This window comes from Paraburkholderia sp. IMGN_8 (assembly GCF_038050405.1).
Classification (GTDB): domain Bacteria; phylum Pseudomonadota; class Gammaproteobacteria; order Burkholderiales; family Burkholderiaceae; genus Paraburkholderia.
This window is the reverse complement of the sequence record NZ_CP150900.1, coordinates 988,858-1,015,055: the sequence shown is the minus strand read 5'-3', so window position 1 is coordinate 1,015,055 and position 26,198 is coordinate 988,858. Positions and strand designations below refer to the sequence as shown.

Sequence of the window (26,198 nt, the reverse complement as noted above, 5' to 3'; positions counted from 1 at the left end):
ATCCAGGCGCGCGGGTCAAGGTCTACCGCTTAAGCGGTGGCGAGCGTCTTTTCAAGCGCCGCGAGGAACGCTTCGTTTTCTTCCGGCAGGCCGATCGTGATGCGCAGCCATTGCGGCAAACCGTAATTGCCGACCGGTCGGACGATCACGCCCTGCTTCAACAATTCGAGGTTGACGCGATTGCCGGCTGCGTCGTCGTTGCCGACACGCACCAGTACGAAGTTGCCGTCCGACGGCACATATTCGAGGCCGAGCTTGTCGAATGCTTCGGTCAGGCGACGGTAGCCTTGCGCATTCAACGCGGCGCTCTTTTCCAGAAACGCCTTGTCGTTCAGCGCCGCGATCGCCGCCGCTTGCGCCAGCGTGTTCACGTTGAACGGCTGACGCAGACGGTTCAGCAAATCGGTCAATTCGGGCTGGGCGATCGCGAAACCGACGCGCAAGCCGGCCAGACCAAACGCCTTCGAGAATGTGCGCGACACCAGCAGATTCGGATAACGGCGCACCCACGCGATCGAGTCGTAGCGCTTTTCTTCCGGCAGATATTCGGTGTATGCCTCATCCAGCACGACGACCACGCTACGCGGCACCTTGTCGAGAAACGCTTCGAGTTTCGGGCCTTCGATGAACGTGCCGGTCGGGTTGTTCGGGTTCGCGACGAAGATCAGGCGCGTATCGTCGGTAATCGCGGCGAGCATCGCGTCGAGGTCGTGGCCGTACTTGACGGCCGGCACGACGATCGCGCGTGCGCCCACGCCTTGCGTGGCCAGTGCGTACACGGCGAACGAATACTGCGCGTATACGATCGACTGACCCTTCTCCACCAACGCGTGCGCGGCGATTTCGAGGATATCGTTGCTGCCGTTGCCAAGCGTGACCCAGTCAGCCGGCACACCGTAGCGCTCGCTCAACGCGGCCTTCAGTTCGAACGCATTCGCGTCCGGATAGCGGCCGAGTTCGGTGGCGGCCTGCGCCATGGCGCGCTGCGCCGACTCCGGCATGCCAAGCGGATTTTCATTCGACGCCAGCTTCACGATGGTCGCTTCGTCGAGGCCGAACTCGCGTGCGACTTCCGAAATCGGTTTGCCGGCGATGTAAGGCGCAATCGCGCGCACATAAGAAGGACCGAAGGACGTTGTCATGAAATCTCCGAACGACTATTTAGTAAATGAATGCGCAGCTGGCGCGCTCGAGTGCCACTAGCGAGGCATTAGCGGGCGCGCGGATACGAGCCGAGGATCTTCAGGAACTCGGCCTTCTGGCCGAGTTCGGCGAGCGCGGCGGCGACCGCCGGATCGTCGCGATGGCCCTCGACGTCGATGTAGAAGTAGTACTCCCACGTGCCGACGCGCGCCGGACGCGATTCGAAACGCGTCATCGATACGCTGTGGCGCGCGAGTGGCTCGAGCAGCTTGAATACCGCGCCCGGCTCGTTCGCCACCGAAACGATCAGCGACGTCTGGTCGTGCCCGCTGACGCCGGTCCGCTCCCTGCCGATCATCACGAAGCGCGTGCGGTTATGCGGATCGTCCTGGATCAGCGCGTATGCGACCTGCAAACCGTAGTGCGTCGCGGCGCGATCGCCGGCGATGGCCGCGACTGTCGGATCGTCCGCAGCCATGCGTGCTGCTTCCGCGTTGCTCGACACCGCCTGGCGCTCCAGATGCGGCGCGTTCGTGGAAAGCCAGCGCTGGCATTGAGCGAGCGCCTGCGCATGCGCGCACACGCGCGTCACGCCGGTGAGGCCGCCGTTCAGGGTCAACAGGTTGTGGTGAATCGGCAGCGCCAGTTCGCCGCCGATCGTGAGCTGCGTTTGCAGCAGCAGATCGAGCGTGCGCGACACTGCGCCTTCGGTCGAATTCTCGACCGGCACGACGCCGAATTCCGCGGCGCCTGCTTCGACCGCGCGAAACACTTCGTCGATCGACGGACACGGCAGGCCTTCGATCGACTGACCGAAGTACTCGTGCATCGCCTGCTCGCTATAGGTGCCGACCGGGCCGAGATACGCGGCCTTGATGGGTTTTTCGAGCGCGCGGCTCGCGGCCATGATCTCGCGCCAGATCGCGCTGATATGTTCGCTCGCGAGCGGCCCTTCGCTCATGTCTTGCAAGCGCGCGATCACCTGCTGTTCGCGCTCAGGGCGGAACACCGGCGCGTTGAAATACTTCTTGACCTCGCCCACTTCGAGCGCGACCGCCGCCCGCTGATTGAGCAGCGCGATCAGCTGCGCGTCGAGCGCGTCGATGCGCTCGCGAAGGGGTTTGAGTCGGGTATTGAGTTCGTCGTCCATGCGTGAAAACGGCCCTGCCGGGAAACTACTGGAAAGGATGCGCGCGCCTGAATGTCTGAAACATCAGGCGCTGCGCTGTTCGAATTCCTTCATGTATTCGACAAGCGCTTTGACGCCTTCGAGCGGGACGGCGTTATAAATCGACGCCCGCATGCCGCCGACGGACTTGTGGCCCTTTAGCTGCACCATTCCCCGCGCTTTCGCGCCGGCCAGGAAATCTTCGTTGCGCGACTCGTCGACGAGGAAAAACGGTACGTTCATCCGCGAGCGCGAGCCACGCTCGACCTTGTTCAGATAGAAGCGGCTCGAATCGATCGCGTCGTACAACAGCTTCGACTTTTCGAGGTTACGCGCTTCCATCGCGGCAAGGCCGCCCTGCTTCTTCAACCACTTGAACACCAGCCCGGCGACGTAGATCGCGTAGGTGGGCGGCGTGTTGTACATCGAATTGTTCTCGGCGACGGTCTTCCATTCGAACGCCGACGGGCAGATCGACTGCGCGCGATCCAGCATATCTTCGCGCACGATCACGACCGTCACGCCCGCCATGCCGATGTTCTTCTGCGCGCCGCCGTACAGCACGCCGTATTTGGCGATGTCCATCGGGCGCGACAGGATGTGCGACGACACGTCCGCGACCAGCGGAATATCGCCCATATCGGGGATTTCGAAGGTCTCGACACCGTGGATCGTCTCGTTGGTGCACAGATGCACGTAAGCCGGATCGTCCGACAGTTGCCATTCGGAGCGCGCCGGCGCGCGCGTGAAGCCGTCCGCCGTCTGGCCGCTCGCCGCCAGATGCACGGTGCCGTACTTTTGCGCTTCTTTGAACGACTTCTGCGACCACGAACCCGTTACGACAAAGTCGGCACGCGGTTTCGCGCCGAGCAGATTCATCGGCACGATCGCGTTTTCGCCCAAACCGCCGCCTTGCAGGAACAGGATACGGTGGCTGGCCGGCACCGAGAGTAACTCGCGCAAATCGACGAGTGCTTCCTCGTGGATCGACATGAACTCTTTGCCGCGATGGCTCATTTCCATCACGCTCATGCCGCTGCCTTGCCAATCGAGCATCTCGTCGGCTGCCTGGCGCAGCACTTCTTCTGGCATGGCCGCAGGGCCGGCGGAGAAATTAAAGACGCGCATCGTGGGGTCCCCGGAAGCAGGCGCGAAAAACGTAAATCGCGTAAAAATCGGCGAAGTTGGCAACCGCGAAGCTCAACATCGAGAAGGTGGCATCGCGAATCTGACAACGCGAGTTTGACGACGATTTCGCACCCAAAAAGAAAATGGCCGTCTGCGCGCGTGCGCAAACGACCATTATCGCATTGTCACCGCCAACCCGCCAAACCCGGACGCTGTGAAGCGTGCCGACCGGCGGCTAGCGCGATGTCAGCGCAGCCTTTCGACCTGAGCTTACTTAGCCGGCTTGACCGACGCGACTTCCTTGTCGGCCTGGTCACGCGTTGCCTTGATCGATTGCGGCATGTACTTTTGCATCAAGCCGTTCACGACGTCGCGGCCAACCTGGTCTTGCACCTGGATGAACTTGCGGCCGGTCGGGCTCTTGTAGAACGTGGTCAGGTCCTTGATTTCCGACGTGCTGTAGTACTTCGCGTATGCGTCGTACTGAGCTTGCATTGCGTCTTGACGGAAACCGTCCGTTGCGAACACCTGGCCCGCGCCGTCAACCAGCTTCGGCACTGCGTTCTTTTGCAGCGTCGGGACGGAAGCCTGCTTCTGCTTGTCCGTCATCGTCTTGTTTTCGCTCAGAGCGTCCGACAGGATGGCCGGAACCAGTTGCTTGGCTTGCATTTGCGCGCTGTTGCCGATGGCGCCGACGAGCTTCTGTGCGTCGATTGCGTCCAGCAGGTCCTTGATGGCAGCCTGCTTGGCCGGATCAACCGGTGCCGCGGCAGCAGCCGGAGCCGCCGGAGCCTGGCCCTGAAGCGCTTGAGCCATAGCAAAGGTCGGCACGAGTGCAGCCAGCAACATCAGTTGTTTGAATCGTTTTTGCATCATTACTCCCTAAGAGAAATTAACTTGAACTGCCAGCTGCGCGGGATACGTATCGGCCCGATACGCCATTTTTTCCCTGCGCAGCTTTCACCCAATAACTGAGACTGAGAGCCGCCGACGCGGATCAGGCTGCACCACCGTCTTCACCGCCGTTGTCGCTTTCAGCGGGACCTTCGGCGTCACCTTCGACATCCACATCCGCTTCCGCCTCAGCAACCTGTTGCAGACCTGAAAGCTTGGTCCCTTCGTCAAGGCTGATGAGTGTAACACCTTGGGTTGCGCGCCCCATTTCTCGAATTTCCGACACGCGCGTGCGGATCAGCACGCCCGTATTGGTGATCAGCATGATCTGCGCTTCCGGATCCACCAGCGTGGCGGCGACCACCTTGCCGTTACGCTCCGATGTCTGGATCGCGATCATCCCCTTCGTACCGCGACCGTGGCGCGTGTACTCAGTGATCGGCGTGCGCTTGCCGAAGCCGTTTTCGGTTGCGGTGAGCACCGACTGCTGCTCGTCGCCAGCCACCAGCAGCGCAATGACGTTCTGACCGTCTTCAAGCTGCATACCGCGCACACCGCGCGCCTCGCGGCCCATCGGACGCACGTCGTTCTCGTCGAAGCGCACTGCCTTGCCCGAATCCGAAAACAACATCACGTCATGCTGGCCGTCAGTGATGGCGGCGCCGATCAGATAATCGCCGTCATCCAGACCGACCGCAATAATACCCTTGCGCAACGGCCGGCTGAAGGCTTCCAGCGGCGTCTTCTTTACCGTTCCTAACGCGGTGGCCATGAACACGAACTTGTCGGCCGAGAATTCCTTGACCGGCAACACGACCGTGATCTTCTCGCCGTCCTGCAACGGGAACATATTGACGATCGGACGGCCACGAGAGTTCCGCGAACCTTGCGGCACTTCATAAACCTTGACCCAATACACGCGGCCGCGGTTCGAGAAGCACAAGATGTGATCGTGCGTGTTCGCGATGAAGAGCGTGTCGATCCAGTCGTCTTCCTTCATGGAAGTCGCCTGTTTGCCGCGACCGCCGCGCTTTTGTGCGCGATATTCGGACAACGGCTGCGATTTCACATAGCCGGTGTGCGACATGGTCACAACCATCTCTTGCGGCGTGATCAGGTCTTCGGTATTCAGCTCGGTCGCGTTCAGCTCGATCTTCGAGCGGCGCGCGTCGCCGAATTCGGCCTTGATCGACGTCAGTTCGTCGACGATGATCGCGGTAATGCGCTCCGGGCGGGCCAGAATGTCCAGCAGGTCGGCGATTTGCGCCATCACTTCGCGATACTCACCGATGATCTTGTCCTGCTCCAGACCGGTCAGGCGTTGCAGACGCATCTGCAAAATTTCCTGAGCCTGGGTGTCGGACAAGCGGTAGAGGCCGTCGGCCTGCATGCCGAACGCCGGATTCAAACCATCAGGGCGATACGCTTCGCGGCCGCCGGCCGAGGCGTTTTCCGTCTCCGCGCGCGCCAACATCTCCCGCACCAGCGACGAATCCCACGGACGCGCCATCAATTCCTGCTTGGCAATCGGCGGAGTCGGCGCGGCCTTGATGATCGCGATGAAATCGTCGATGTTGGCGAGTGCGACCGCCAGACCTTCGAGCACATGACCGCGTTCACGCGCCTTGCGCAGTTCGTATACAGTGCGCCGCGTCAGCACTTCCCGGCGATGCGACAGGAAGCACGACAGCATTTCCTTCAGGTTGAGCAGCTTCGGCTGGCCGTCGACCAGCGCGACCATGTTCATGCCGAAGGTATCCTGAAGCTGGGTCGCCTTATACAGATTGTTGAGAATGACCTCAGGCACCTCGCCGCGCTTGAGTTCGATCACGACGCGCATACCGCTCTTGTCGGATTCGTCGCGGATATCGGAGATGCCTTCGAGCTTCTTCTCGTTGACCAGTTCGGCGATACGCTCCAGCAGCGAGCGCTTGTTCACCTGATACGGCAACTCGTCCACGATGATCGCCATGCGCTGGCCGCGGTCGATTTCCTCGAAGTGCGTGAGCGCGCGCATCACCACGCGGCCACGGCCGGTGCGATAGCCATCGCGCACGCCGGCCACGCCGTAGATGATGCCGGCGGTCGGGAAATCGGGCGCCGGGACGATCTCGATCAGCTCGTCGATCGTCGCTTCCGGGTTTTTCAGCAGATGCTGACACGCATCGACGACTTCGTTGAGATTGTGCGGCGGGATATTGGTCGCCATGCCGACTGCAATACCGGACGAGCCATTGATCAGCAGATTGGGAATGCGCGCCGGCAGAATGGCCGGCTCGTTTTCGCTGCCGTCGTAGTTCGGCGTGAAGTCGACCGTTTCCTTGTCGATGTCGGCCAGCAGTTCGTGGCCGATCTTCGCCATGCGGATTTCGGTGTACCGCATGGCCGCGGCATTGTCGCCGTCGACCGAGCCGAAGTTGCCCTGACCGTCCACCAGCATGTAGCGCAGCGAGAAATCCTGCGCCATCCGGACGATCGTGTCGTAGACAGCCGTGTCGCCGTGCGGGTGATATTTACCGATGACATCGCCGACAATACGCGCCGACTTCTTGTAAGCCCGGTTCCAGTCGTTGTTCAGTTCGTGCATCGCGTACAGCACGCGCCGGTGCACCGGCTTCAGGCCATCGCGAACATCGGGAAGCGCACGCCCCACAATCACGCTCATCGCGTAATCGAGATACGAACGGCGCATTTCCTCCTCTAGGGAGATTGGCAAAGTCTCTTTGGCGAATTGATCCATTATCCGTATCTTTTACGTGCGAAGACGACGACAACACCGCGCCTTCGCGTAAGCATTGCAGGCGCAACGCATCACGCGATTCTAACATGCCGCGCATCCGTCCCCGACGAGGGTACGTATACCTATTAGCAGGCGCACGCGAAAGGCACCTGGGCGACCTGCTATCGAGCCGGGGCAGGCCCGATTTGTGCATGGGCCAATCCGCCGCTCAGCCATGACTGGCGGCGCCTTCCGGGGATTGCTTCTGTTGCGCATGCACCACAATTGGAGGGCGATTTGATCGGGGGCAGATTTTTTTATCGTTGGAAGGGAACGATATGGCAAAATGCCAACGCACAAAGAGTTAGACACTGCTCGAAGTCTACACAGCACGTTTTTTGTTCTACACCGATGTTATACTTCGAGCAATGTATGACTTGTCTTCGTCAACAGGCTCGCAGTAAACCTGCGGTAATCTCAATTTCGAGAGGAGAAATATGAATAAACTTTCAAAGCTCGCGTTCATTGCAGCTACCGCAGTTATGGCTGCATCCGCCATGGCGCAATCGGTGCCGGCGTCGCGACAAGCTACGAACGACAACTGGGTGAATGGCACCGGCGAATACGTGTGGATGAACGGCACGAACGAGCTTTGCTGGCGCGATGCATTCTGGACGCCGGCAACGGCCAACGCTAAGTGTGATGGCGCCCTGGTTGCCCAGGCTCCGACGCCGCCGGCTCCGGTCGCACCTGCTGCACCGGCTATCACGAGCCAAAAGATTACGTATCAAGCTGATGCGCTGTTCGACTTCGACAAGGCTGTCCTGAAGCCGGCTGGCAAGGAAAAGCTGGACGACCTCGCATCGAAGGTCCAAGGCCTGAACCTGGAAGTTATCGTTGCAACGGGTTACACGGACCGCATCGGTTCGGACAAGTACAACGACCGTCTGTCGCTGCGCCGCGCTCAAGCTGTGAAGTCGTACCTGGTCAGCAAGGGCATCGAAGCCAACCGCATCTACACGGAAGGCAAGGGCAAGCGTAACCCGGTCACGACCGGCTGCAACCAGAAGAACCACAAGCAACTCGTCGCCTGCCTCGCACCGGATCGTCGCGTGGAAGTCGAAGTTGTCGGTACTTCGAAGCAGTAAGCTACAAATTACCGCAGTATCAAAGCCCCGCTTCGGCGGGGCTTTTTTTATGCCGTTGTTCTTTGCGTTGCACGGCTCCCGCCTGCGTCGCACGACGAAAAGCGCAATGCAATGGAATCGAATGCTCTAGCTGGCCGCGCAGCGCGGCGCGGCATTTTGCCGCCCCGTCCGCCGGCCTATATACTCAGGGTTTATCCTCGAGCGCCCGCTCACCGCTCTCATCGAGGCAGCTTCCCCATGACCAATGCCGATCCCCACGAACTGCAGAAATTTAGCGATCTCGCGCATCGTTGGTGGGACCCCAACGCCGAATTCAAGCCGCTGCACGAACTCAACCCAATCCGCCTTAGCTGGATCGACACGCATGCGCATCTGGCCGGCAAACGCGTTCTGGATATCGGCTGCGGCGGCGGCATTCTGTCGGAATCGATGGCGGGACTGGGCGCGCATGTGAAGGGAATCGACCTGTCGAGCCAGGCGCTCGGCGTGGCAGATCTTCACAGCCTTGAAAGTGGTGTAACCGTTAGTTACGAGGAAATCGCCGCCGAGGCGCTCGCCACCCGCGAACCGGGCACATACGACGTCGTGACCTGCATGGAAATGCTCGAGCACGTGCCCGAACCGGCCGCCATCGTCGCCGCCTGCAAGACATTGGTGAAACCCGGTGGCTGGGTGTTTTTCTCCACGCTGAACCGCAACGTGAAGTCTTACCTGTTCGCGGTGATCGGCGCCGAATATATCGCGCGGATGCTGCCCAAGGGCACCCACGACTACGCGCGCTTCATCCGTCCTTCGGAATTGGCGGGCTTCGTGCGCGCCGCCGACCTGCGTACGGTCGACATCAAAGGTATCGTGTACAACCCGCTCAGCAAGCATTTCGCGCTGTCCGCCGACACGAGCGTGAACTATATTCTCGCTTGCCGCCGCGACGTCTGATCCGCCCCGACCTCTTTCCAATCAATGAGCGATCCCACGCCCCTGCCCCAACGCGAAGATGACGACGCCGACCTCGGCCTTTTCCAGGCTGTGTTGTTCGACCTTGACGGCACCCTGGCCGACACGGCGCCCGATCTCGCCGCCGCCGTCAACAAAATGCGCCACGACCGCGGCCTCGAGATGGTGCCGCTCGAAGACCTGCGGCCACTCGCCTCCGCGGGCGCGCGCGGACTGATCGGCGGCGCCTTCGGCATCGGCCCCGACAACCACGAGTTCACGTCGATGCGCGAGGAGTTTCTCGCCAATTACGAAGCGGACTTGTGCATCGAGACCACCCTGTTTCCCGGCATCCCCGAATTGCTCGACGAGCTCGACGAACGCGGCGTGCGCTGGGGCATCGTGACAAACAAGGCGGCCCGGCTGACTGAGCCGCTGGTGGCGCAACTGGGCCTCGAAGAACGCGCAGGCTGCGTGGTGAGCGGCGATACGACACCGCATTCGAAGCCGCATCCCGCGCCGTTGCTGCACGCCGCGCGCGAGCTGGATCTGGCGCCGGAACGCATTATCTATGTCGGCGACGACCTGCGCGACGTGCAGGCGGGCTTCGCGGCCGGCATGAAGACGGTGGCCGCTGCGTACGGCTACTGCGGCAACGATATCCCGCCGACGCAATGGCATGCACAGCACGTTGTGCAGTCGCCGGCTGAATTGCAGAAGCTGCTGCGCGAGATCGGCTGAACCTTGCCTGATACACCGCCGCCGCAGCAGCACAGCAATCCGCGATCGGCCAGGCAATCAGCAAAGACGTCGCTGTCAAACTATTGTAAAATCTACGTTGGCCCAGAATTTTGGGCAACGAACCGCGGGGGCGACCTGGTTTCGACAGGGGTTGCGAAGCGGCTAGGGCATACCGAGGACCCGTCACCTCGTTAATCAATGGGAAAAACGTAACTGCAAACGACGAAACGTTCGCACTGGCAGCCTAAGGGCCGCCGTCCTCTGCCTGGCTCACTGACGGGTTAGAGTCGCAAGACCGGTAGCAATACCGACAGAGGTCATATACGTCAGTTAAGCCTTGGCGGCGTCACGACGCCCGGGTCGAAAATCTAGTGAATCGCCGTCACGCAGCGTGTTCGTCCGCGTCGTGGTGGTTAAATCAAAAGACAGAACTAAGTATGTAGAACTAGTCGTAGAGTGCTTCTGGACGCGGGTTCGATTCCCGCCGCCTCCACCAAACACCTTGCAAGTGGCTGCAATGTTTTACAAAAAACCCCGCCAGGCCGACGCTTCGCGGGGTTTTTTGCTGCCCGTCATTCCCATGCATCACGATCGACCGCCAGAGTGCGCTCGACCCGCCGATGTTCGACCTACTGCCCATCAAACAGGACCCTGCTCTGCTCATCCTGTTCGATCCAGAGCCGACTGTCGGGAAACCAGAACGCATCCGGACGCGGGGGCGACGCGAGCCTCACCGGAAGTGACGGATTGAATATTTTGGACCATGCGGACAAATAAGACGGCGTTTTCACGAGAAACCCGCAACTCGAAAGCAGCAGGCTGGAAACCAGCGCCTCACGGCCGATTTCAAGTCCTGGATAGCCGCTGAAATGAATGGGTGTGCTGCCGTTTGCGAGTAATTTTGCGGGCGCTACCTTGATTGGTTTGCTGAATGGCCACGCGACGAAATAGTCGATAAACGCCTGTTCGTCGCTCGATACGAAGATGCTGGTTAAATGCGGATTTTCCGCAAGCGTCGATTCCACCAGCCGGCAAAAGTTTCCCCATGAAACCGGCATGGCTTCCAGGTTCTTATCCGTGCCTCTGAAATGCGCGCCGAGGGTTGATGCGCCGATCTCGAGCCGTTCACAGATGGAGTTGACCTCGGCGAAGATGTGCGCGGCCGGTCGATAATGCGCGTGAAAGAGTTCGCTCGCGCTCTTGAGTTGAAGCCGGTGTTCATACCGTTGGCGAAAGCCCAACTGAACCAGATCGCGAACCGTCGACGTCCTCACATTTTGCGTCGGCGTTGCGCCCGACGGCGTCCGCACCGTCTCGAAGAAAGCTGAGAACCAGTCCAATTTTCCTTCGGGGTCACCATATATTCCCCCGCGGGCTGAAATGCGCGGAGTCAGATTTTTTTCGTCGCAATACATCAGAATAAACAGGACCATCTGCATCGCGGAGAAAAAACCGGAATTCTCCCGAATCTCGATTGCAAATACGCCCTTGTTCAAACGCTGTTTGGCATGGAGCGACATTCGGCTGGGCATGGCCACGGAATGCTTGAACCCCTCGCTGCGCCGGATCTGTTTTGCGCGATCGACTACCTTTCTCAGCATGCCTAACTCCGGGTTAATTAGGTATTCTTTGAAAACGGTACCTGCCGGTTTTGCGCCTCAGCATAGCATCGCGGCGCCGTTTATTGAGTAAATTTGGCTCACGTCAGTGATCCAGCATACAAACTCCGGCAACGTTTTCCTGGCGCACCAGGTCCGATTCGCAGGCTCGCGCAGATGCCAGCATCCGGCAAACGGCGTGCGCGAGGTTCACCTCGGTACCGCACCAGGCACAGCGCGGCGCACGGAAAACGCCTATAAAACAGAAGGCCCGCTCAATGCTTCATCGAGCGTGTCTTTTTGCTGGCAAGCATCAGCGCGGCGAACCAGGCCGCGAATGGAATAAACGCACACATTCAATCGTTTATTCGCCACGCGCGCCTGCACGCCATGTGCCGCGCGAGACCAACACCAAAATCAGGAGCCGACATCATGCGCAAGACTCTCTTCTGCCTCTCCACGCTCACGCTGCTCGCGCTGCAACAAGCTGCTTTCGCCGAGGCGCCGAAAGTCGTCGATGGCCGTTTCGTTACCGCGGACGGCATGACGCTCTACACCTTCGACAAAGACACCACGCCCGGCGCGAGCGCCTGCACCGGCGGCTGCATGAGCTACTGGCCTGCTGCGGTAGCGAGCCCTTCGGACAAGCCGTCAGGCGACTGGACGCTAATCCCTTCCGCCGACGGCAAACAGCAATGGGCGTACAAAGGCCATCCGCTGTATCGCTACGCAGCCGACAAGCAGGCGGGAGACATGAAAGGGGACGGCTTCAAGGACATGTGGCATACGGCGAAGCCCTAACCGATAGCCGCCACGCAAGGAACACCAAACGAAGACGCCGGCAGAACGCCGGCGTCGCGCGAACGAAAGCAAAAACGAAAACGCTTGTTCGTCTGCTTATTTGTCCACTCACTAGTCTTTAGGACACTGCAGATTGCAGCCGTTCGGATCGCCCAAATCGCCCCGCTTGCGCATGGCTGATTTTTTGCCAGACTGATATTTATCCGAAGGCGCTGACGCAGCAAACGGCATTTGCGGATGTTCGGCAAGACGGAACTCGTCTTGCAGGATGCCACCCGGCACGCCAGGCGCATTCTGTGCGAAAGCAACGGAAACGGTGGCGAGAAGCACCCCTGCCGTCGCAACGGCAGCACACGCGTGAAGAAGAACTTTCATATCGGATTCGGCGCGGCACAGCGCGCGGTTAAGGCGGAAGCGGAAGTTGAGAGAGTATCCCAAACGGACGCCCCACGCAGCGCCAAAGGCACCTTGATGTTTACAGCCGCTTACAGCGCTGCTTCGCCGAGCCCCACATCGAGATCGAGCAGCTTGCCGCAGTCGTGCGGATCGTAGCCTTCGAGCTGTTCGACGCTGTGGCGAAATGCATCGCCGCGCAGCAGTTCGATCACCGTCGCGAGCGGCGCGCGCTCCAGCCGCGCGCGGTCGCAGGCGAAGTAATAGTCTTCGTCGACGATCGGAATGAAGTCGAGCCCGAAGTGATGCGCCGCCGGCTCGACGCCGAAGCCCACGTCCGCCATGCCGCTCGCCACAAACGCGGCGATCGCCGAATGCGTCAGCTCCGTCGACGCATAGCCGTTGACCCGATCCGGATCTACGCCGACTTGCCTCAACGCAAGATCGAGCAGCATCCGCGTACCGGAACCGGGCTGACGATTGACGAAGCGGATATCGCCGCGCGCGAGATCGCTCAGACCACTGATTCGTTTCGGATTGCCCTTACCGAGAAACAGGCCCTGCTTGCGCCGCGTCAGATGGACGAGCACGTGGCGTTGCGGATCGAGCCAGCGTCGATATGTGTCGGCGCACGCCGCGCGAAACTCGCCGAGCGGCAAATGGAAACCGGCCAGATCGCATTCGCTACGCGCCAGTGCACTGACAGCGTCCGCGCTATCGCGGTACTTGATGTCGACCGGCAGATCGTTCGCGACCAGCGCCGTCACCAGCGCAGCGACGGCATAGCCGTGCGACGCGTGAATCCGCACGTCGTCGGCGGGTGGTGCCAGCCAGCGGTTCAGATCGCTCGCGACCTCGCTGGCGAGCGCCTGCATATTGCCGTCCAGCCGCTCGCCGCACAGACGCTGCGCACGCAGCACCGCTTGCCCGAGTTCGGACAGCACCGAGCCGCGGCCACGCTCCTTCGCGATCAACGGACCGCCCAAACGCTCCTCGATGCTGCGCAGCAAACCCCACGCGTGCCGGTAGGACAAACCCTTAAGCGTCGCCGCCTGCGCGATGCTGCCGGACTCGTCCACCAGCGCAAGCAGCGGCACCACGTCCGACAGGCTTGCCTCACGGCCGTCCGGACCTCTCACGACCAGCTGCGCCTGGCACTCGATCCTGATCATATATGATCTTCTCTTTCCTATTGCACGAGGCGTTTCACACGCCTATTGTTCCGCTATCCCGTATCTAATATACAAAGCATAGGTGCACTCATTATGAATGACAAGTGCATATATGACTTTGGAGGAGCCCCCACTTGGACGATTCCCTCGCCATCGCGCCGGATCAACTCGTGCAACGTCACGCCCAGCCGGGCATGTCGCTGCTTGCGGTACTGCACGCGATTCAGGATGAACTCGGCTACGTGCCGCCAGACACGGTTGCGCCGCTCGCGCGCGCAATGAACCTGTCGCGCGCGGAAGTCCACGGCGTCATCACCTACTACCACTACTTCCGCACGCAGCCCGCCGCGCCCGTCACGGTGCAGTTGTGCCGCGCGGAGGCGTGCCGCAGCATGGGCACCGAAGCGCTCGCGCAACATATCGAGGCGCACACCAGCTGCCGTTTCGATGCGGAGCATCGGCATGACGCGACGGTGGAACTGGAATCGGTGTATTGCCTCGGCCAATGTGCGCTCTCGCCGGCAATGATGCTCAACGGCACGCTGCACGCGAAAGTCACGCCGCAAAAGTTCGACGCGCTCTTCGCCGCCGCCAGTAAATGCGTGGAGGTAACGGCATGACGCGCGTTTACGTTCCCCGTGATTCGTCGGCGCTCGCGCTCGGCGCGGACGCACTGGCGCAGGCGATCGAAACCGAAGCCGCGCGCCGCGGTATTGAAATCGAATTGGTCCGCAACGGTTCGCGCGGCCTGTTGTGGCTCGAACCGCTTGTCGAAGTCGCAACGGCCGAAGGCCGCATCGGCTATGCGAATGTGGAAGAGACCGACATCGCCTCGCTGTTCGACGCCGGTTTCATCGAAGGCGGCGAGCATGCGCGCCGCGCGGGCGTTGTCGATGAGATTCCGTATCTGAAGAAACAGCAGCGTCTGACCTTCGCGCGCATCGGCATCACCGATCCGCTGTCCATCGACGACTACGTCGCGCACGGCGGCCTCGAAGGCTTGCAGCGAGCCCTGAACACCGACGGCGACGCCGCCTGCGAAGCCTTGATCGAATCGGGCCTGCGCGGCCGCGGCGGCGCGGCGTTCCCGGCCGGCATCAAATGGCGCACGGTGCGCGGCGCGCAAGCGGCGCAGAAATACATCGTCTGCAATGCGGACGAAGGCGATTCCGGCACCTTCTCCGACCGCCTCGTGATGGAGAGCGATCCGTACGTGCTGATCGAAGGAATGATCATCGCGGGCGTCGTGACCGGCGCGACGGTCGGCTATATCTACGTGCGCAGCGAGTATCCGCACTCGATCGCGACGCTCGAAGCCGCGATCGCCAAGGCGCGCGCCGCGGGCTGGCTCGGCGACAGCGTGCTCGGCTCGGCGCACCGCTTCGAGCTGTTCGTCGCGAAAGGCGCGGGCGCCTACGTATGCGGCGAGGAAACCGCGCTGCTCGAATCGCTCGAAGGCAAGCGCGGCATCGTCCGCGCGAAGCCGCCGGTGCCGGCGCTGGTCGGCTTGTTCGGCCAGCCGACCGTGATCAACAACGTCATCACGCTCGCAACGGTGCCGATCATCTTCGCGCGCGGCGCCGCGTTCTACAAGGACTTCGGCATGGGCCGCTCGCGCGGCACGCTGCCGTTCCAGCTCGCGGGCAATGTGAAGCAAGGCGGCCTCGTCGAGCTCGCGTTCGGCGTGACGCTGCGCGAACTGCTCTACGACTACGGCGGCGGCACGGCAAGCGGGCGGCCGGCGCGCGCCGCGCAAGTCGGCGGTCCGCTTGGCACCTATCTGCCGGAAAGCCAGTGGGACATTCCGATGGACTACGAGGCGTATGCGGCCGTCGGCGCGGTGGTCGGCCACGGCGGCATCGTCGTGCATGACGACACCTCGAATCTCGCCGAACTCGCGCAGTATGCGATGCACTTCTGCGCGCTGGAATCGTGCGGCAAATGCACGCCGTGCCGGATCGGCTCGACGCGCGGCGTCGAAGTCATCGGACGGATTCGCAACGGCGACACCTCGACGCGGCAAGTGCAGCTGCTGCGTGACCTGTGCGACACGATGGTGTCCGGCTCGCTGTGCGCGATGGGCGGCATGACGCCGTTCCCGGTGCTGTCCGCGCTCGACCATTTCCCCGAAGATTTCGGCCTCGATCACGCGCCCAAAGCGGCCGCGGCCTGACCCAGGAGCCTCATATGTCCGACGTGCCCAACTCCCCTGCCGGTGGCTGCGGTTCCGGCAACTGCGCGTGCAAATCGCAAGCACTGCAGACACAACAACAACGCGCGCCCCGCTCGTTCTTCGACGACACCGACTACGGCACGCCGCTCCGTCATGCCGACATCGACGTCACGCTCGAAATCGACGGCCAGGCGGTGACGGTGCCGGCCGGCACGTCGGTGATGCGCGCCGCCGTGGAAGCCGGCGTGAACGTGCCGAAGCTTTGCGCGACCGACTCGCTCGAACCGTTCGGTTCATGCCGCTTGTGCCTGGTCGAAATCGAAGGCAAGCGCGGCTATCCGGCCTCGTGCACGACGCCGGTCGAAGCCGGCATGAAAGTGCGCACGCAAACCGATCGCCTGCAATCGCTGCGGCGCAACGTGATGGAGCTGTACATCTCCGATCACCCGCTCGACTGCCTGACCTGCCCCGCCAACGGCGACTGTGAACTGCAGGACATGGCGGGCGTGACCGGCTTGCGCGAAGTGCGCTACGGCTTCGATGGCGCAAATCACCTGAAGGACAAGAAGGACGAATCGAATCCGTACTTCACATACGACCCGTCGAAGTGCATCGTCTGCAATCGCTGCGTGCGCGCCTGTGAAGAGACACAAGGCACGTTCGCGCTGACCATCGCCGGGCGCGGCTTCGAGTCGCGCGTCGCGGCCAGCGAAAACCAGCCGTTCATGGAATCGGAGTGCGTGTCGTGCGGCGCGTGCGTCGCCGCGTGCCCGACCGCGACCTTGCAGGAAAAATCCGTCATCATGCTCGGCCAGTCCGAGCATTCGGTGGTCACGACGTGCGCGTATTGCGGCGTCGGCTGCTCGTTCAAGGCGGAGATGAAGGGCAACCAGGTCGTGCGGATGGTGCCGCACAAGAACGGCCGGGCCAACGAAGGCCACGCCTGCGTGAAGGGCCGCTTCGCATGGGGTTACGCGACCCACAAGGACCGCATCACCAGGCCGATGATCCGCGCGAAGATCACCGATCCGTGGCGCGAAGTCAGCTGGGAAGAAGCGCTCAGTTACGCGGCCTCGGAGTTCCGCCGCATCCAGGCGAAGCACGGCCGCGATTCGATCGGCGGCATTACGTCGTCGCGTTGCACGAACGAAGAAACGTATCTCGTGCAGAAGCTCGTGCGCGCCGCGTTCGGCAACAACAACGTCGACACCTGCGCGCGCGTGTGCCACTCGCCGACCGGCTACGGCCTGAAGACGACGCTCGGCGAATCGGCCGGCACGCAGACTTTCGCGTCAGTCGATAAAGCCGACGTGATCATGGTGATCGGCGCGAATCCGACCGACGGCCATCCGGTGTTCGGCTCGCGGATGAAGCGCCGCATACGCGAAGGCGCGAAGCTGATCGTGGTCGATCCGCGCCGCATCGATATCGTCGATACGCCGCACGTGAAGGCGTCGCATCATCTGCAACTGCGTCCGGGCACCAACGTCGCGATCATCAACGCGCTCGCGCATGTGATCGTCACCGAAGGCCTGCTCGACGAAGCCTTCATCGCCGGGCGCTGCGAAACGCGTGCGTTCGAGCAATGGCGGGCATTCGTCGCGCTGCCTGAAAATGCGCCGGAAGCCACCGCGGAGCTCACCGGCGTGCCGGCCGAAGAAGTGCGCGCCGCCGCCCGCATTTACGCCACCGGCCACAACGCCGCGATCTACTACGGCCTCGGCGTCACCGAGCACGCGCAAGGTTCGACGATGGTGATGGGCATCGCCAACCTCGCGATGGCGACCGGCAACATCGGGCGCGAAGGCGTCGGCGTGAATCCGCTGCGCGGCCAGAACAACGTGCAGGGTTCGTGCGACATGGGCTCGTTCCCGCACGAACTGCCCGGCTATCGTCACATCAGCGATCCGATCACGCGCGCGCTGTTCGAAGAAGCATGGAACGTCACGTTGCAACCGGAACCGGGCCTGCGCATTCCCAACATGTTCGACGCCGCGGTGCATGGCACCTTCAAGGGCCTGTACTGCCAGGGCGAGGATATCGTGCAGTCCGATCCGAACACACATCATGTGTCGGCGGCGCTGTCGTCGATGGAATGCATCGTCGTGCAGGACATTTTCCTCAACGAGACCGCGAAGTATGCGCACGTGCTGTTGCCGGGTTCGTCGTTCCTCGAAAAGGACGGCACCTTCACCAACGCGGAACGCCGCATCTCGCGCGTGCGCAAGGTGATGCCGCCGGTGCCGGGCTACGCCGACTGGGAAGTCACGGTGCTGCTCGCGCGCGCGCTCGGCTATGAGATGGACTATGCGCACCCGTCCGAAATCATGGACGAGATCGCCCGTCTCACGCCGACCTTCCACGGCGTTTCGTACAAAAAGCTCGACGAGCTCGGCAGCATCCAGTGGCCCTGCAACGAGAACGCGCCCGACGGCACGCCGACCATGCACATCGACACCTTCGTGCGCGGCAAGGGCAAGTTCGTGATTACGAAGTTCATCGCAACGCCTGAAAAGGTCACGCGCAAGTTCCCGCTGCTGCTCACCACGGGCCGCATCCTGTCGCAGTACAACGTCGGCGCGCAGACGCGCCGCACCGAAAACTCGCGCTGGCACGACGAAGACCGTCTGGAACTGCATCCGCACGACGCGGAAGAACGCGGCATCAAGACCGACGACTGGGTCGGCATCGAATCGCGCGCGGGCCAGACCGTGTTGCGCGCGAAGGTGACCGAGCGGATGCAGCCGGGTGTCGTCTACACGACGTTCCACTTCCCCGAATCGGGTGCGAACGTGATCACCACCGATAGCTCGGACTGGGCCACCAACTGCCCGGAATACAAGGTTACCGCGGTGCAGGTGATGCCGGTCGAACAGCCGTCGCAGTGGCAGCAGGAGTATTCGCGCTTCAACACCGAGCAGCTCGATCTGCTGAAGCAGCGTGAGTTGGCCAATGCAACGTCGGGTAAGTGAGGCAAGCCATGGATGACCAGAACCTGATCGACATGGCGAACCGGATCGGCGAGTTCTTCGAGTCGATGCCGGACCGCGAAGAGGCGCTGGCCGGCATCGCCGATCATATTCACCGCTTCTGGGAGCCGCGCATGCGGCGCGCGTTGCTGGCGACGCTCGACCAACCGGATGCGAACGGCATCGCGATGTCGGACATCGTCAGAGAGGCGCTCGTCAAACATCGCGATCAACTGATGCCGGCGGCTTCTTCTTTCGCGTAAGCGTAAGGCGTAAGGCAACGCACAAGGCGGTCCCGGCGGCTTTACCGGTCGTTGCGCGACAGAGCCGGCCGGCTCAAAGGGCCGCCTGCTCCGGTACTACTCCGCCGACGGTAAACCACGCCTCGCAGTGCCGCAGCAAGCCTTGCAAATCCGAGCCGGTGCGGCCGCGTGCACTGACGTAGCCGTCCGGCCGCACCAGATAGAACGATGGCCGCGTGCGGCCATACGATTCGGCCAGCGGCGGGCCACCCTCACCCGTCGTATCCGTCACGCGCCAGATACGCACTGCGCCCGGCAACAATTTCTCGACCTCGGCGACAAGCCGCTCCAGTTCCGCATCCGGCGGCGGCTCGTGTTTGGCGGCCGGATCGAGCGGCGTTTCGTCGGCGGGGACCGGCGGCACCAGCAGGAACAGCGAAAAGAACGCCGGGTCGTGCAGATCGAAAATGCAGCCGACGCCGGGCGCGCGCCCCAGCGGCCCGTCTACCACATGCACCAGCGCATCCGGCGCCCGTTCGCCGGCGCGCGGCCCGCCGTCGAGTACGCGCTCGAACGTCAGCGGACTGCGCCGATACTGGATCGACAATTCGCTGATCGTCAGACGCGCCGCATCGCGTAGCGGACCGAGCGCGGCCAGCACCGGCATCACCCGCTCGCGCAGCAGCTTCAGCGGTCCGTGATCGGCTTCGGCCATCTGGGTGATGAAGCCGGTTTGCCGCAGCACGTCACGCTCGATCGGATAGCGCTCCAGATGGTAGGTATCGAGCAGGCGGTCCGGCGCCGCGCCGTTGAGCACCCGCGCGATCTTCCAGCCGAGGTTGAAGGCTTCCTGAATGCCCGTGTTCATCCCTTGCGCGCCGGCCGGGCTGTGCACATGGGCGGCGTCGCCGGCAAGGAATACGCGCCCGACGCGCAGCTTCTCCACCATCCGGCTGTTCAGATGGAAGTACGACGACCACGCCAGGTCCGACACCTCGACCCGGTGATTGACGCGCCGCGCGATCAACGCCCGGCATTCGTCGAGCGGCGGCGGAGGCACGATGTTGAGCGGCGGCTCGCCGAGCACTGCGGGCGTGGCGGGCGCAGCGGTAGCGGCGGGCTCGGCCGGATGATCGGCAATCAGACGATGGCGGCCGTGGCCCATCGGAAACAGCGCGACCAGACCTTCGCTTGAAGCGAAGATATGGAACTCGTCTTCGGGCCAATCGGTTTCAGCGTGCAAGTCGGCGAGCAGGAAACTTTGCTCGAAAGTCTTGCCGGTAAAGTTCAAACCGAGCCGGTGACGGATCACGCTATGCGCGCCGTCGGCGGCGATCATGTACGACGGATGCAGGGTCTCCGTGTGACCGTCCGCGCGACGCAGCGTCGCCTGAATGCCGGTCACGCCTTGCGAGAATATCGTCAGCTCGACGCCCCGTTCGATCGTCACGCCGAACGTCGCCAGATGCTCGGTCAGCAGACGTTCGGTGATCGCCTGATCGAGAAACAGCAGATAGGGATAGCGCGTGTGCAGCGGATCGAAATCGAGCCGCGCGAGGCGCTGCCCATTTGAAAAGAGATTGGCGATTCGCGCCCGATGACCGAGCTCGAGAAACGGCTCGATCAGCCGATGCTGCTCGAACAGTTCGAGCGTGCGCGCCTGAATGCCGATGGCCCGCGAGTGCGGGTTCGGCCGCATCGCCTTGTCGATCAGACGCACGGGGATGTGCGCACGCGCCAGACTCATGGCCGCGGCGAGTCCGGTCGGACCCGCGCCGACGATCAGCACCGGCGACGCGTCGCTTCGAGCAGCGTCCATGCGGAACTCCGGAGGCAGCAGTGCGTTCTAGTGTACGCCGCCCGTACGCCAATCGACGGTGCGCTGCATCAATCGCGGCGCCGGCGCCGATGCCGCGGGGCTTTAGTGCGCGTGCGGCGGATGATCCATCGCGCAGCGGTGCTCGGTGGTGCCGAGGTCGACTTGCAGCGTCGCATGCTGCATCGAAAAACGTTCGCGCAGCGTGACGACCATGCCGTCGAGCGACTCGTCGCCGGGATGTCCCCCCGGCATCACCAGATGCGCGCTGAGCGCATTGCCGGTGGTCGACAGCGCCCAGACGTGCAGGTCGTGTACCTCGGTGACGCCCGGCTGGCCGGCGAGATACTCGTGGATGTGTTGCAGATCGACGCCGGCCGGCACCCCGTCGAGCGCGAGCCGCACCGAATCACGCAGCAGGCCCCAGGTGCCGTACACGACCACAGCGACCACGAGCAGGCTCATCACCGGATCGAGCCACGTCCAGTTGGTGTAGAGAATCACCAGACCGCTGATCGCGACCGCCGCCGAGATGCCTGCGTCCGCCGCCATATGCAGAAAGGCGCCGCGAATGTTCAGGTCTTCCTTCTGGCCGCGCATGAAAAGCCACGCGGAGATACCGTTAACAACGATGCCGACCGTCGCGACGACGAACACGGTGAGCCCCGCGACCGGCGCCGGGTTCATCAATCGCCCGACCGCCTCGGCGACGATCACGCCGCACGCGAACAGCAGCAGTCCGGCATTGATGAGCGACGCGAGGATGGACGAGCCGCCGTAGCCGAACGTATAGCGAGCTGACGGCCGACGCGTGGTGAGCCATACGGCGCCCCAGGCAAGCAGCAGGCCGAGCACGTCGGAGAGATTGTGGCCGGCGTCGGCGAGCAGCGCGGTGGAATGCGCGATCACGCCGTAGATGCCCTGAATCACCACGATCGCGACGTTCAGCGCGACGGCGAGCGCGAAGGCGCGGCCGTGGCCTTCGACAGGTGCGTGAGCGTGGTGATGGTGGCCGGAGTGACTGTGGTGGTGACCGGCGTGGCTTTCACCGCCGTGGCTGTGCTGATGGCCAGGCTCCGCGTGATCGCCCGCCCCCTGTGAATCGGCCGGATGTGCGCGGGCCGCGCCGTGCTCATGACCGTGTTCGTGCTCATGTCCGGCATGAGCGGGGTCGGCACCGGCCTCGCCATCGATTCGCGCATCTTCGCTATCGCCCCCATCAAGTGCCCCATCGAGCCACACCGGTACGTGGTCGTCGTCGCGCTCTTCGGCGGCCGGGTTCGGAGTGGTGGTTTTCTTCATGACGGATCCAGAGGTAATTCGGCGAGCGGTTCGGCCACATGCTCGAGCATGCCGGCCAGCATCGCGCTGATGTGACGGTCTGCGGCGAGATAGAACACCTGCTTGCCCTGGCGCTCCGCGCGCACGATACGCGCCGCGCGCAACAGGCGCAGATGGTGGCTCACCAGCGACGGCGACAAGCCCAGCGCCTCGGCAATCGCACCGACCGCGCGCCGCTCGTCGACGCACGCGAGCACGATGCGCAGGCGCGTTGGGTCTCCCAGCAAGCGGAACAGATCGGCCAGCGGCACGATGGTGTCTACCGAACGGTCTTCTAAGCTGAAAGGCAGTGTGATGGAAGCCATAGCGAGCGGTACGTCAACGTACATATGAACATGTATTCACATGTTATAGATGTTGACGCGCGAGGTCAAATCCGGGGCAGCGTCGGCGAGTGTGGGAAAATGCGGCGTTCGCCTCACCCGAAAGACCATCCCTCCGTCATGCAACCTGTATTTGACCGCGCTTTCGCGGCGCATCGTGACGGCCGGCTCGACGACGCCGAGCGCGGCTATCGCGCGACGCTCGACGGCAATCCCGCGCACGTCGATGCGTTGCACCTGCTGGGCGTACTGCGCCACCAGCAGGGCCAGCACGCCGTAGCTGCCGAGCTCGTGCGGCGCGCGGTGAACCTGCGCCCGGAAGACGCCGCGCTGCAACTGAACCTCGGCAACGCGCTGAAGGCGCTCGGCAAACTGGACGACGCGATCGAGCAATTTCGCAATGCGCTGACGCTCGCGCCTTCCTTCCCGATGGCGCACTACAACCTCGGCAACGCGTACGCGGCGGCGGGCCGCCACGAAGACGCCGCCGACGCATTCGAGAAATCGTTGCGCCTGCAGCCGGAGGACGCGTCGTCGCATAACAACCTCGGCAATGCGTTGCATGCACTCGGACGTCACACGGAAGCGATCGCGTCGTTCCAGCGCGCGCTCGAATTGCGCCCCGGGCATGCGGGCGCGTTCAACAACATGGGCATGTCGCTGAACGCGCTCGGCCGCGCGGATGAAGCGATCCCGTGCTTTCGCGCCGCGCTGGCCGCCGAGCCGCGCTTCGTCGCCGCGCATTTCAACCTCGCCAATACGCTCGACGCCACCGGCCGCCACGCGGAAGCGGTCACCTCGTTCCAGGCGGCGCTCGCCTTCCAGCCGAACCTGCCGCCCGCGATCTTCGGCCTCGGCAACGCGCTCGCGGCATTGGGCCGCCATGCGCAGGCGCTACCGTATCTCGAGCGCGCGGTCGGGCTCGATCCCCAATTCGCGCTCGCGTGGCTGAGCCTGGGCACCGCGCACCAGGCACTGGGTGCACACGCCGCGGCTGTACGCGCATTCGATCAGGCGCTGCGCTTGCGCCCCGACCTCGCCTCCGCGCACATGAACCGCGCGCTTGCGTGGCTCACGCTGCGTGATTTCGCGCGTGGACTGCCTGAATACGAATGGCGGCTGCAAACAATGGCGCAACCGGTCATGCAGACGCTGCCGCGCTGGCACGGCGAACCGATCGAGCAACGCACGCTGTTCGTGCACGCCGAACAGGGTTTCGGCGATACCTTGCAGTTCGTGCGCTTCGTGCCGCTGGCCGCGCAACGCGCGGCGCGCGTCGTGCTCGAAGTGCAGCCGCAGTTGCTGCCGCTGCTTGCGCCGGCCGCGCAAGCCTGGCGCGTGACGCTGATCGCCCAGGGCGCACCGCGCCCGGCCGCGGATCTGCAATGTCCGTTGCTGAGCTTGCCGCTCGCGCTCGGCACGACCTACGACACACTTCCCTTCCGCACGCCCTACCTTAGCGCGCCGCCGGCTTATCGCCGCAAATGGCGCGGCTCGCTCGGCGGCCACGCGAAACGCAAGATCGGCATCGCGTGGTCGGGACGCATCCAGCAAAACGAAAGCCGTTCGATGCCGCTTGCCGCGCTCGACCCGCTCTTCACACTCGACGGGATCGACTGGATCGTGTTGCAACCTGCACTGAGCGCCGACGAACGCGCCGCGCTCGACGCGCATCCGCGTGCCACATCGATTCATCGCTTCGACGAGCGGATCGGCGACTTTGCGGACACCGCGGCGATCATCGAGCGGCTCGACGCGGTGGTGTCGATCGATACGTCGATCGCTCACCTGGCCGGCGCGCTGAAGAAGCCGCTGTGGCTGATGCTGCCGTTCTCGGCGGATTGGCGCTGGTTCGTCGGCGAAACGCTCAGCCCGTGGTATCCGGGCACGACACTGTTGCGCCAGCCGCAGCCAGGCGTATGGGGCGACGTGGTCGAGGCGGTGGCTAACGAATTGCGTCTGGGCTAACGGCCTGCGTGCTGCGGCTGGTCAAAACACGCCGCCGTTGCAACACCCGACAAAAAACCCCGCGCTCTCACGAGTGCGGGGTTTCTGTTTTTTTCTACCGGCCTAAGGCAAGCAGCCGCTACGCAGTCCGGTACTGATTACGCGACTCCGGCGTGCGATACAACGCCAGCGTTGCGATCAAGCCGCAGATCGCCGCAACGCCGAGGAACAGGCCAGGCGCGGCCTTATTGTTGGTGGTGTGAATCAGCAGCGTCGAAATGGCCGGCGTGAAGCCGCCGATCGTCGTCGCGAGACTGTAGGCCAGCGAGAAGCCGGCGGTGCGCACCTCGACCGGCATCACTTCGGTCAGCGCCACCACCATCGCGCCGTTATAGCTGCCGTACAGGAACGACAGCCACAATTCGACCGCCAGCAAGCGCGCAAACGACGGTTCCGCGACCAGCCATTGCAACGCCGGATAGGCGGTGAGGATCGTCAGAATCGTGAACGCCAGCAACACCGGACGGCGGCCGATGCGGTCCGACAGCGCGCCCGCGAGCGGCAGCCAGACCAGATTCGACAGGCCGATACAGACGGTGACGACCAGCGTATCGATCGACGACAGCTTCAGCACTTCCTTGCCGAAGGTCGGCGTGTACGCGGTGATCATGTAGAACGATACGGTGGTCATGATCACCATGCCCATGCCGCCCAGCACGATGCCCCAGTTCGCGGCCATCGTCTTCATGATCTCGCCCATGCCCGGATGATGCTTGCGCGCCGCGAACTCCTCGGTTTCCTGCAGCGAACGGCGGATCAGGAACAGGAACGGCACGATCAGGCAGCCGATCAGGAACGGCACGCGCCAGCCCCAGGCAGTCATCTGGTCAGCCGGCAAAAATTTGTTGAGTGCCACGCCGATCAGCGCGGCGAACACCACGGCGACCTGCTGGCTGCCCGACTGCCAGGCGCAATAAAAGCCCTTGTTGCCCTTGGTAGCGATCTCCGACAGATACACCGAGACGCCGCCCAGTTCGACCCCGGCGGAGAAGCCCTGCAACAACCGGCCGCCGAGCACGAGCACCGGCGCGAGCACACCGATCGTCGCGTAACCTGGAATCGACGCGACCGTGAGCGTGCCGAGCGCCATCAGGCCGAGTGTGAGGATCAGGCCTTTACGCCGGCCGTGATGGTCGATGTACGCGCCGAGCACGATTGCGCCCAGCGGGCGCATCAGGAAGCCCGCGCCGAACACGGACAGGGAAAGCATCAGCGAGGCGAACTCGTTGCCGCTCGGGAAGTAGGTCTTGGCGATCGCGGACGCGTAATATCCGTAGACCATGAAGTCGTACATTTCAAGAAAGTTGCCGCTGACGACGCGGAAAACTGTCTTGACCTTGGATTCTCGGGACGAAGATAGGGTGGCTGGTGACGCAGTAGACATGACACTCTCTGATGAGCCTGTCGCCACAGGGACCAGCGGCGATCAGGCAGTTGAAACGATTCACTGCGGTCGGCAAGCGGCCGCCGCGGCAAAAATGAGACGCGC

The 26,198-nt window shown here is 62.9% G+C and carries 21 protein-coding genes and 1 other RNA gene; 10 read left to right on the top strand and 12 right to left on the bottom strand.

The annotated features are described in order from the left end of the window. Positions 1–29: 29 nt before the first annotated feature. The 5 genes from hisC to gyrA form a co-directional block, all read right to left on the bottom strand. A complete protein-coding gene (hisC, locus tag WN982_RS04890) occupies positions 30–1,142 on the bottom strand; it encodes a histidinol-phosphate transaminase (RefSeq protein WP_341314648.1) in 1,113 nt (370 codons plus the stop codon). Positions 1,143–1,210: 68 nt separating this feature from the next. Then, the gene (pheA, locus tag WN982_RS04885) at positions 1,211–2,293 is read right to left on the bottom strand and encodes a prephenate dehydratase (protein ID WP_341314647.1); all 1,083 of its coding nucleotides are present in this window, start codon (positions 2,291–2,293) and stop codon (positions 1,211–1,213) included. 63 nt (positions 2,294–2,356) lie between these two features. After that, entirely contained in the window at positions 2,357–3,439 is a 1,083-nt protein-coding gene (serC, locus tag WN982_RS04880) for a 3-phosphoserine/phosphohydroxythreonine transaminase (protein ID WP_341314646.1), read from the bottom strand. Between the two features lie 270 nt (positions 3,440–3,709). Beyond that, on the bottom strand, positions 3,710–4,312 hold the full coding sequence (locus WN982_RS04875; RefSeq protein ID WP_341314645.1) for a DUF2059 domain-containing protein: 603 nt from the start codon (positions 4,310–4,312) through the stop codon (positions 3,710–3,712). Between the two features lie 124 nt (positions 4,313–4,436). Then, a complete protein-coding gene (gyrA, locus tag WN982_RS04870; RefSeq protein WP_341314644.1) occupies positions 4,437–7,073 on the bottom strand; it encodes a DNA gyrase subunit A in 2,637 nt (878 codons plus the stop codon). Positions 7,074–7,549: 476 nt separating this feature from the next. Here gyrA and ompA point away from each other — a divergent pair, with 476 nt between their 5' ends. The 4 genes from ompA (at position 7,550) to ssrA (ending at position 10,370) form a co-directional block, all read left to right on the top strand. Then, on the top strand, positions 7,550–8,200 hold the full coding sequence (gene ompA, locus WN982_RS04865) for an outer membrane protein OmpA (RefSeq protein ID WP_341314643.1): 651 nt from the start codon (positions 7,550–7,552) through the stop codon (positions 8,198–8,200). A gap of 237 nt (positions 8,201–8,437) precedes the next feature. Next, on the top strand, positions 8,438–9,136 hold the full coding sequence (gene ubiG, locus WN982_RS04860; RefSeq protein WP_341314642.1) for a bifunctional 2-polyprenyl-6-hydroxyphenol methylase/3-demethylubiquinol 3-O-methyltransferase UbiG: 699 nt from the start codon (positions 8,438–8,440) through the stop codon (positions 9,134–9,136). A gap of 24 nt (positions 9,137–9,160) precedes the next feature. Then, positions 9,161–9,874 carry an HAD-IA family hydrolase gene (locus WN982_RS04855; protein WP_341314641.1) on the top strand — a complete coding sequence of 238 codons (714 nt, stop codon included), beginning with the start codon at positions 9,161–9,163 and terminating at the stop codon, positions 9,872–9,874. Between the two features lie 126 nt (positions 9,875–10,000). After that, positions 10,001–10,370, top strand: a transfer-messenger RNA (tmRNA) gene (gene ssrA, locus WN982_RS04850). A gap of 133 nt (positions 10,371–10,503) precedes the next feature. Here ssrA and WN982_RS04845 read toward each other — a convergent pair. Continuing rightward, positions 10,504–11,475: a hypothetical protein gene (locus WN982_RS04845; protein WP_341314640.1), complete on the bottom strand. Its 972-nt coding sequence runs from the start codon at positions 11,473–11,475 to the stop codon at positions 10,504–10,506. 429 nt (positions 11,476–11,904) lie between these two features. On the opposite strand from WN982_RS04845, the gene WN982_RS04840 reads away from it, so the two are divergent. After that, entirely contained in the window at positions 11,905–12,273 is a 369-nt protein-coding gene (locus WN982_RS04840; protein WP_341314639.1) for a hypothetical protein, read from the top strand. 111 nt (positions 12,274–12,384) lie between these two features. On the opposite strand, the gene WN982_RS04835 is transcribed toward WN982_RS04840, so the two are convergent. Together WN982_RS04835 and WN982_RS04830 are read right to left on the bottom strand one after the other, a co-directional pair. Continuing rightward, positions 12,385–12,648: a hypothetical protein gene (locus WN982_RS04835; RefSeq protein WP_341314638.1), complete on the bottom strand. Its 264-nt coding sequence runs from the start codon at positions 12,646–12,648 to the stop codon at positions 12,385–12,387. Between the two features lie 110 nt (positions 12,649–12,758). Next, on the bottom strand, positions 12,759–13,838 hold the full coding sequence (locus tag WN982_RS04830) for a substrate-binding domain-containing protein (RefSeq protein WP_341314637.1): 1,080 nt from the start codon (positions 13,836–13,838) through the stop codon (positions 12,759–12,761). 134 nt (positions 13,839–13,972) lie between these two features. On the opposite strand from WN982_RS04830, the gene WN982_RS04825 reads away from it, so the two are divergent. The 4 genes from WN982_RS04825 to WN982_RS04810 are packed head-to-tail and all read left to right on the top strand — an operon-like array spanning position 13,973 to position 19,243. Beyond that, positions 13,973–14,458 carry an NAD(P)H-dependent oxidoreductase subunit E gene (locus WN982_RS04825; RefSeq protein ID WP_341314636.1) on the top strand — a complete coding sequence of 162 codons (486 nt, stop codon included), beginning with the start codon at positions 13,973–13,975 and terminating at the stop codon, positions 14,456–14,458. Continuing rightward, positions 14,455–16,011 carry an NADH-ubiquinone oxidoreductase-F iron-sulfur binding region domain-containing protein gene (locus tag WN982_RS04820; RefSeq protein WP_341314635.1) on the top strand — a complete coding sequence of 519 codons (1,557 nt, stop codon included), beginning with the start codon at positions 14,455–14,457 and terminating at the stop codon, positions 16,009–16,011. Before WN982_RS04825 ends, WN982_RS04820 begins: the two co-directional genes overlap by 4 nt. A 14-nt stretch (positions 16,012–16,025) precedes the next feature. Beyond that, positions 16,026–18,983, top strand: coding sequence for a formate dehydrogenase subunit alpha (gene fdhF / locus WN982_RS04815; RefSeq protein ID WP_341314634.1), 2,958 nt, complete (start codon positions 16,026–16,028; stop codon positions 18,981–18,983). An 8-nt stretch (positions 18,984–18,991) separates the two neighbouring features. Continuing rightward, positions 18,992–19,243: a formate dehydrogenase subunit delta gene (locus WN982_RS04810; RefSeq protein ID WP_341314633.1), complete on the top strand. Its 252-nt coding sequence runs from the start codon at positions 18,992–18,994 to the stop codon at positions 19,241–19,243. A 73-nt stretch (positions 19,244–19,316) separates the two neighbouring features. Here WN982_RS04810 and WN982_RS04805 read toward each other — a convergent pair whose 3' ends face one another. From WN982_RS04805 to WN982_RS04795, 3 genes are all read right to left on the bottom strand, one after another. Then, positions 19,317–21,041 (bottom strand): FAD-dependent monooxygenase, encoded by a 1,725-nt coding sequence (locus WN982_RS04805; protein ID WP_341314632.1) that lies wholly within the window; start codon positions 21,039–21,041, stop codon positions 19,317–19,319. Between the two features lie 102 nt (positions 21,042–21,143). Further along, positions 21,144–22,340, bottom strand: a complete 1,197-nt coding sequence (locus WN982_RS04800; protein WP_341314631.1) for a cation diffusion facilitator family transporter — start codon at positions 22,338–22,340, stop codon at positions 21,144–21,146. After that, the gene (locus tag WN982_RS04795; protein WP_341314630.1) at positions 22,337–22,684 is read right to left on the bottom strand and encodes a metalloregulator ArsR/SmtB family transcription factor; all 348 of its coding nucleotides are present in this window, start codon (positions 22,682–22,684) and stop codon (positions 22,337–22,339) included. Before WN982_RS04795 ends, WN982_RS04800 begins: the two co-directional genes overlap by 4 nt. A 138-nt stretch (positions 22,685–22,822) precedes the next feature. On the opposite strand from WN982_RS04795, the gene WN982_RS04790 reads away from it, so the two are divergent. Next, positions 22,823–24,670, top strand: a complete 1,848-nt coding sequence (locus WN982_RS04790) for a tetratricopeptide repeat protein (RefSeq protein ID WP_341314629.1) — start codon at positions 22,823–22,825, stop codon at positions 24,668–24,670. A 118-nt stretch (positions 24,671–24,788) separates the two neighbouring features. Here the strand turns inward: WN982_RS04790 and WN982_RS04785 are convergent, their stop codons facing one another. Next, positions 24,789–26,093 carry an MFS transporter gene (locus tag WN982_RS04785; protein ID WP_341314628.1) on the bottom strand — a complete coding sequence of 435 codons (1,305 nt, stop codon included), beginning with the start codon at positions 26,091–26,093 and terminating at the stop codon, positions 24,789–24,791. Positions 26,094–26,198 lie beyond the last annotated feature (105 nt).

Excerpts from the sequence above, each read along its gene's own strand:
- hisC (WP_341314648.1), bottom strand. The coding sequence starts at position 1,142 with ATGACAACGTCCTTCGGTCCTTCTTATGTGCGCGCGATTGCGCCTTAC.
- pheA (WP_341314647.1), bottom strand. The coding sequence starts at position 2,293 with ATGGACGACGAACTCAATACCCGACTCAAACCCCTTCGCGAGCGCATC.
- serC (WP_341314646.1), bottom strand. The coding sequence starts at position 3,439 with ATGCGCGTCTTTAATTTCTCCGCCGGCCCTGCGGCCATGCCAGAAGAA.
- WN982_RS04875 (WP_341314645.1), bottom strand. The coding sequence starts at position 4,312 with ATGCAAAAACGATTCAAACAACTGATGTTGCTGGCTGCACTCGTGCCG.
- gyrA (WP_341314644.1), bottom strand. The coding sequence starts at position 7,073 with ATGGATCAATTCGCCAAAGAGACTTTGCCAATCTCCCTAGAGGAGGAA.
- ompA (WP_341314643.1), top strand. The coding sequence starts at position 7,550 with ATGAATAAACTTTCAAAGCTCGCGTTCATTGCAGCTACCGCAGTTATG.
- ubiG (WP_341314642.1), top strand. The coding sequence starts at position 8,438 with ATGACCAATGCCGATCCCCACGAACTGCAGAAATTTAGCGATCTCGCG.
- WN982_RS04855 (WP_341314641.1), top strand. The coding sequence starts at position 9,161 with ATGAGCGATCCCACGCCCCTGCCCCAACGCGAAGATGACGACGCCGAC.
- WN982_RS04845 (WP_341314640.1), bottom strand. The coding sequence starts at position 11,475 with ATGCTGAGAAAGGTAGTCGATCGCGCAAAACAGATCCGGCGCAGCGAG.
- WN982_RS04840 (WP_341314639.1), top strand. The coding sequence starts at position 11,905 with ATGCGCAAGACTCTCTTCTGCCTCTCCACGCTCACGCTGCTCGCGCTG.
- WN982_RS04835 (WP_341314638.1), bottom strand. The coding sequence starts at position 12,648 with ATGAAAGTTCTTCTTCACGCGTGTGCTGCCGTTGCGACGGCAGGGGTG.
- WN982_RS04830 (WP_341314637.1), bottom strand. The coding sequence starts at position 13,838 with ATGATCAGGATCGAGTGCCAGGCGCAGCTGGTCGTGAGAGGTCCGGAC.
- WN982_RS04820 (WP_341314635.1), top strand. The coding sequence starts at position 14,455 with ATGACGCGCGTTTACGTTCCCCGTGATTCGTCGGCGCTCGCGCTCGGC.
- fdhF (WP_341314634.1), top strand. The coding sequence starts at position 16,026 with ATGTCCGACGTGCCCAACTCCCCTGCCGGTGGCTGCGGTTCCGGCAAC.
- WN982_RS04810 (WP_341314633.1), top strand. The coding sequence starts at position 18,992 with ATGGATGACCAGAACCTGATCGACATGGCGAACCGGATCGGCGAGTTC.
- WN982_RS04805 (WP_341314632.1), bottom strand. The coding sequence starts at position 21,041 with ATGGACGCTGCTCGAAGCGACGCGTCGCCGGTGCTGATCGTCGGCGCG.
- WN982_RS04800 (WP_341314631.1), bottom strand. The coding sequence starts at position 22,340 with ATGAAGAAAACCACCACTCCGAACCCGGCCGCCGAAGAGCGCGACGAC.
- WN982_RS04795 (WP_341314630.1), bottom strand. The coding sequence starts at position 22,684 with ATGGCTTCCATCACACTGCCTTTCAGCTTAGAAGACCGTTCGGTAGAC.
- WN982_RS04790 (WP_341314629.1), top strand. The coding sequence starts at position 22,823 with ATGCAACCTGTATTTGACCGCGCTTTCGCGGCGCATCGTGACGGCCGG.
- WN982_RS04785 (WP_341314628.1), bottom strand. The coding sequence starts at position 26,093 with ATGTCTACTGCGTCACCAGCCACCCTATCTTCGTCCCGAGAATCCAAG.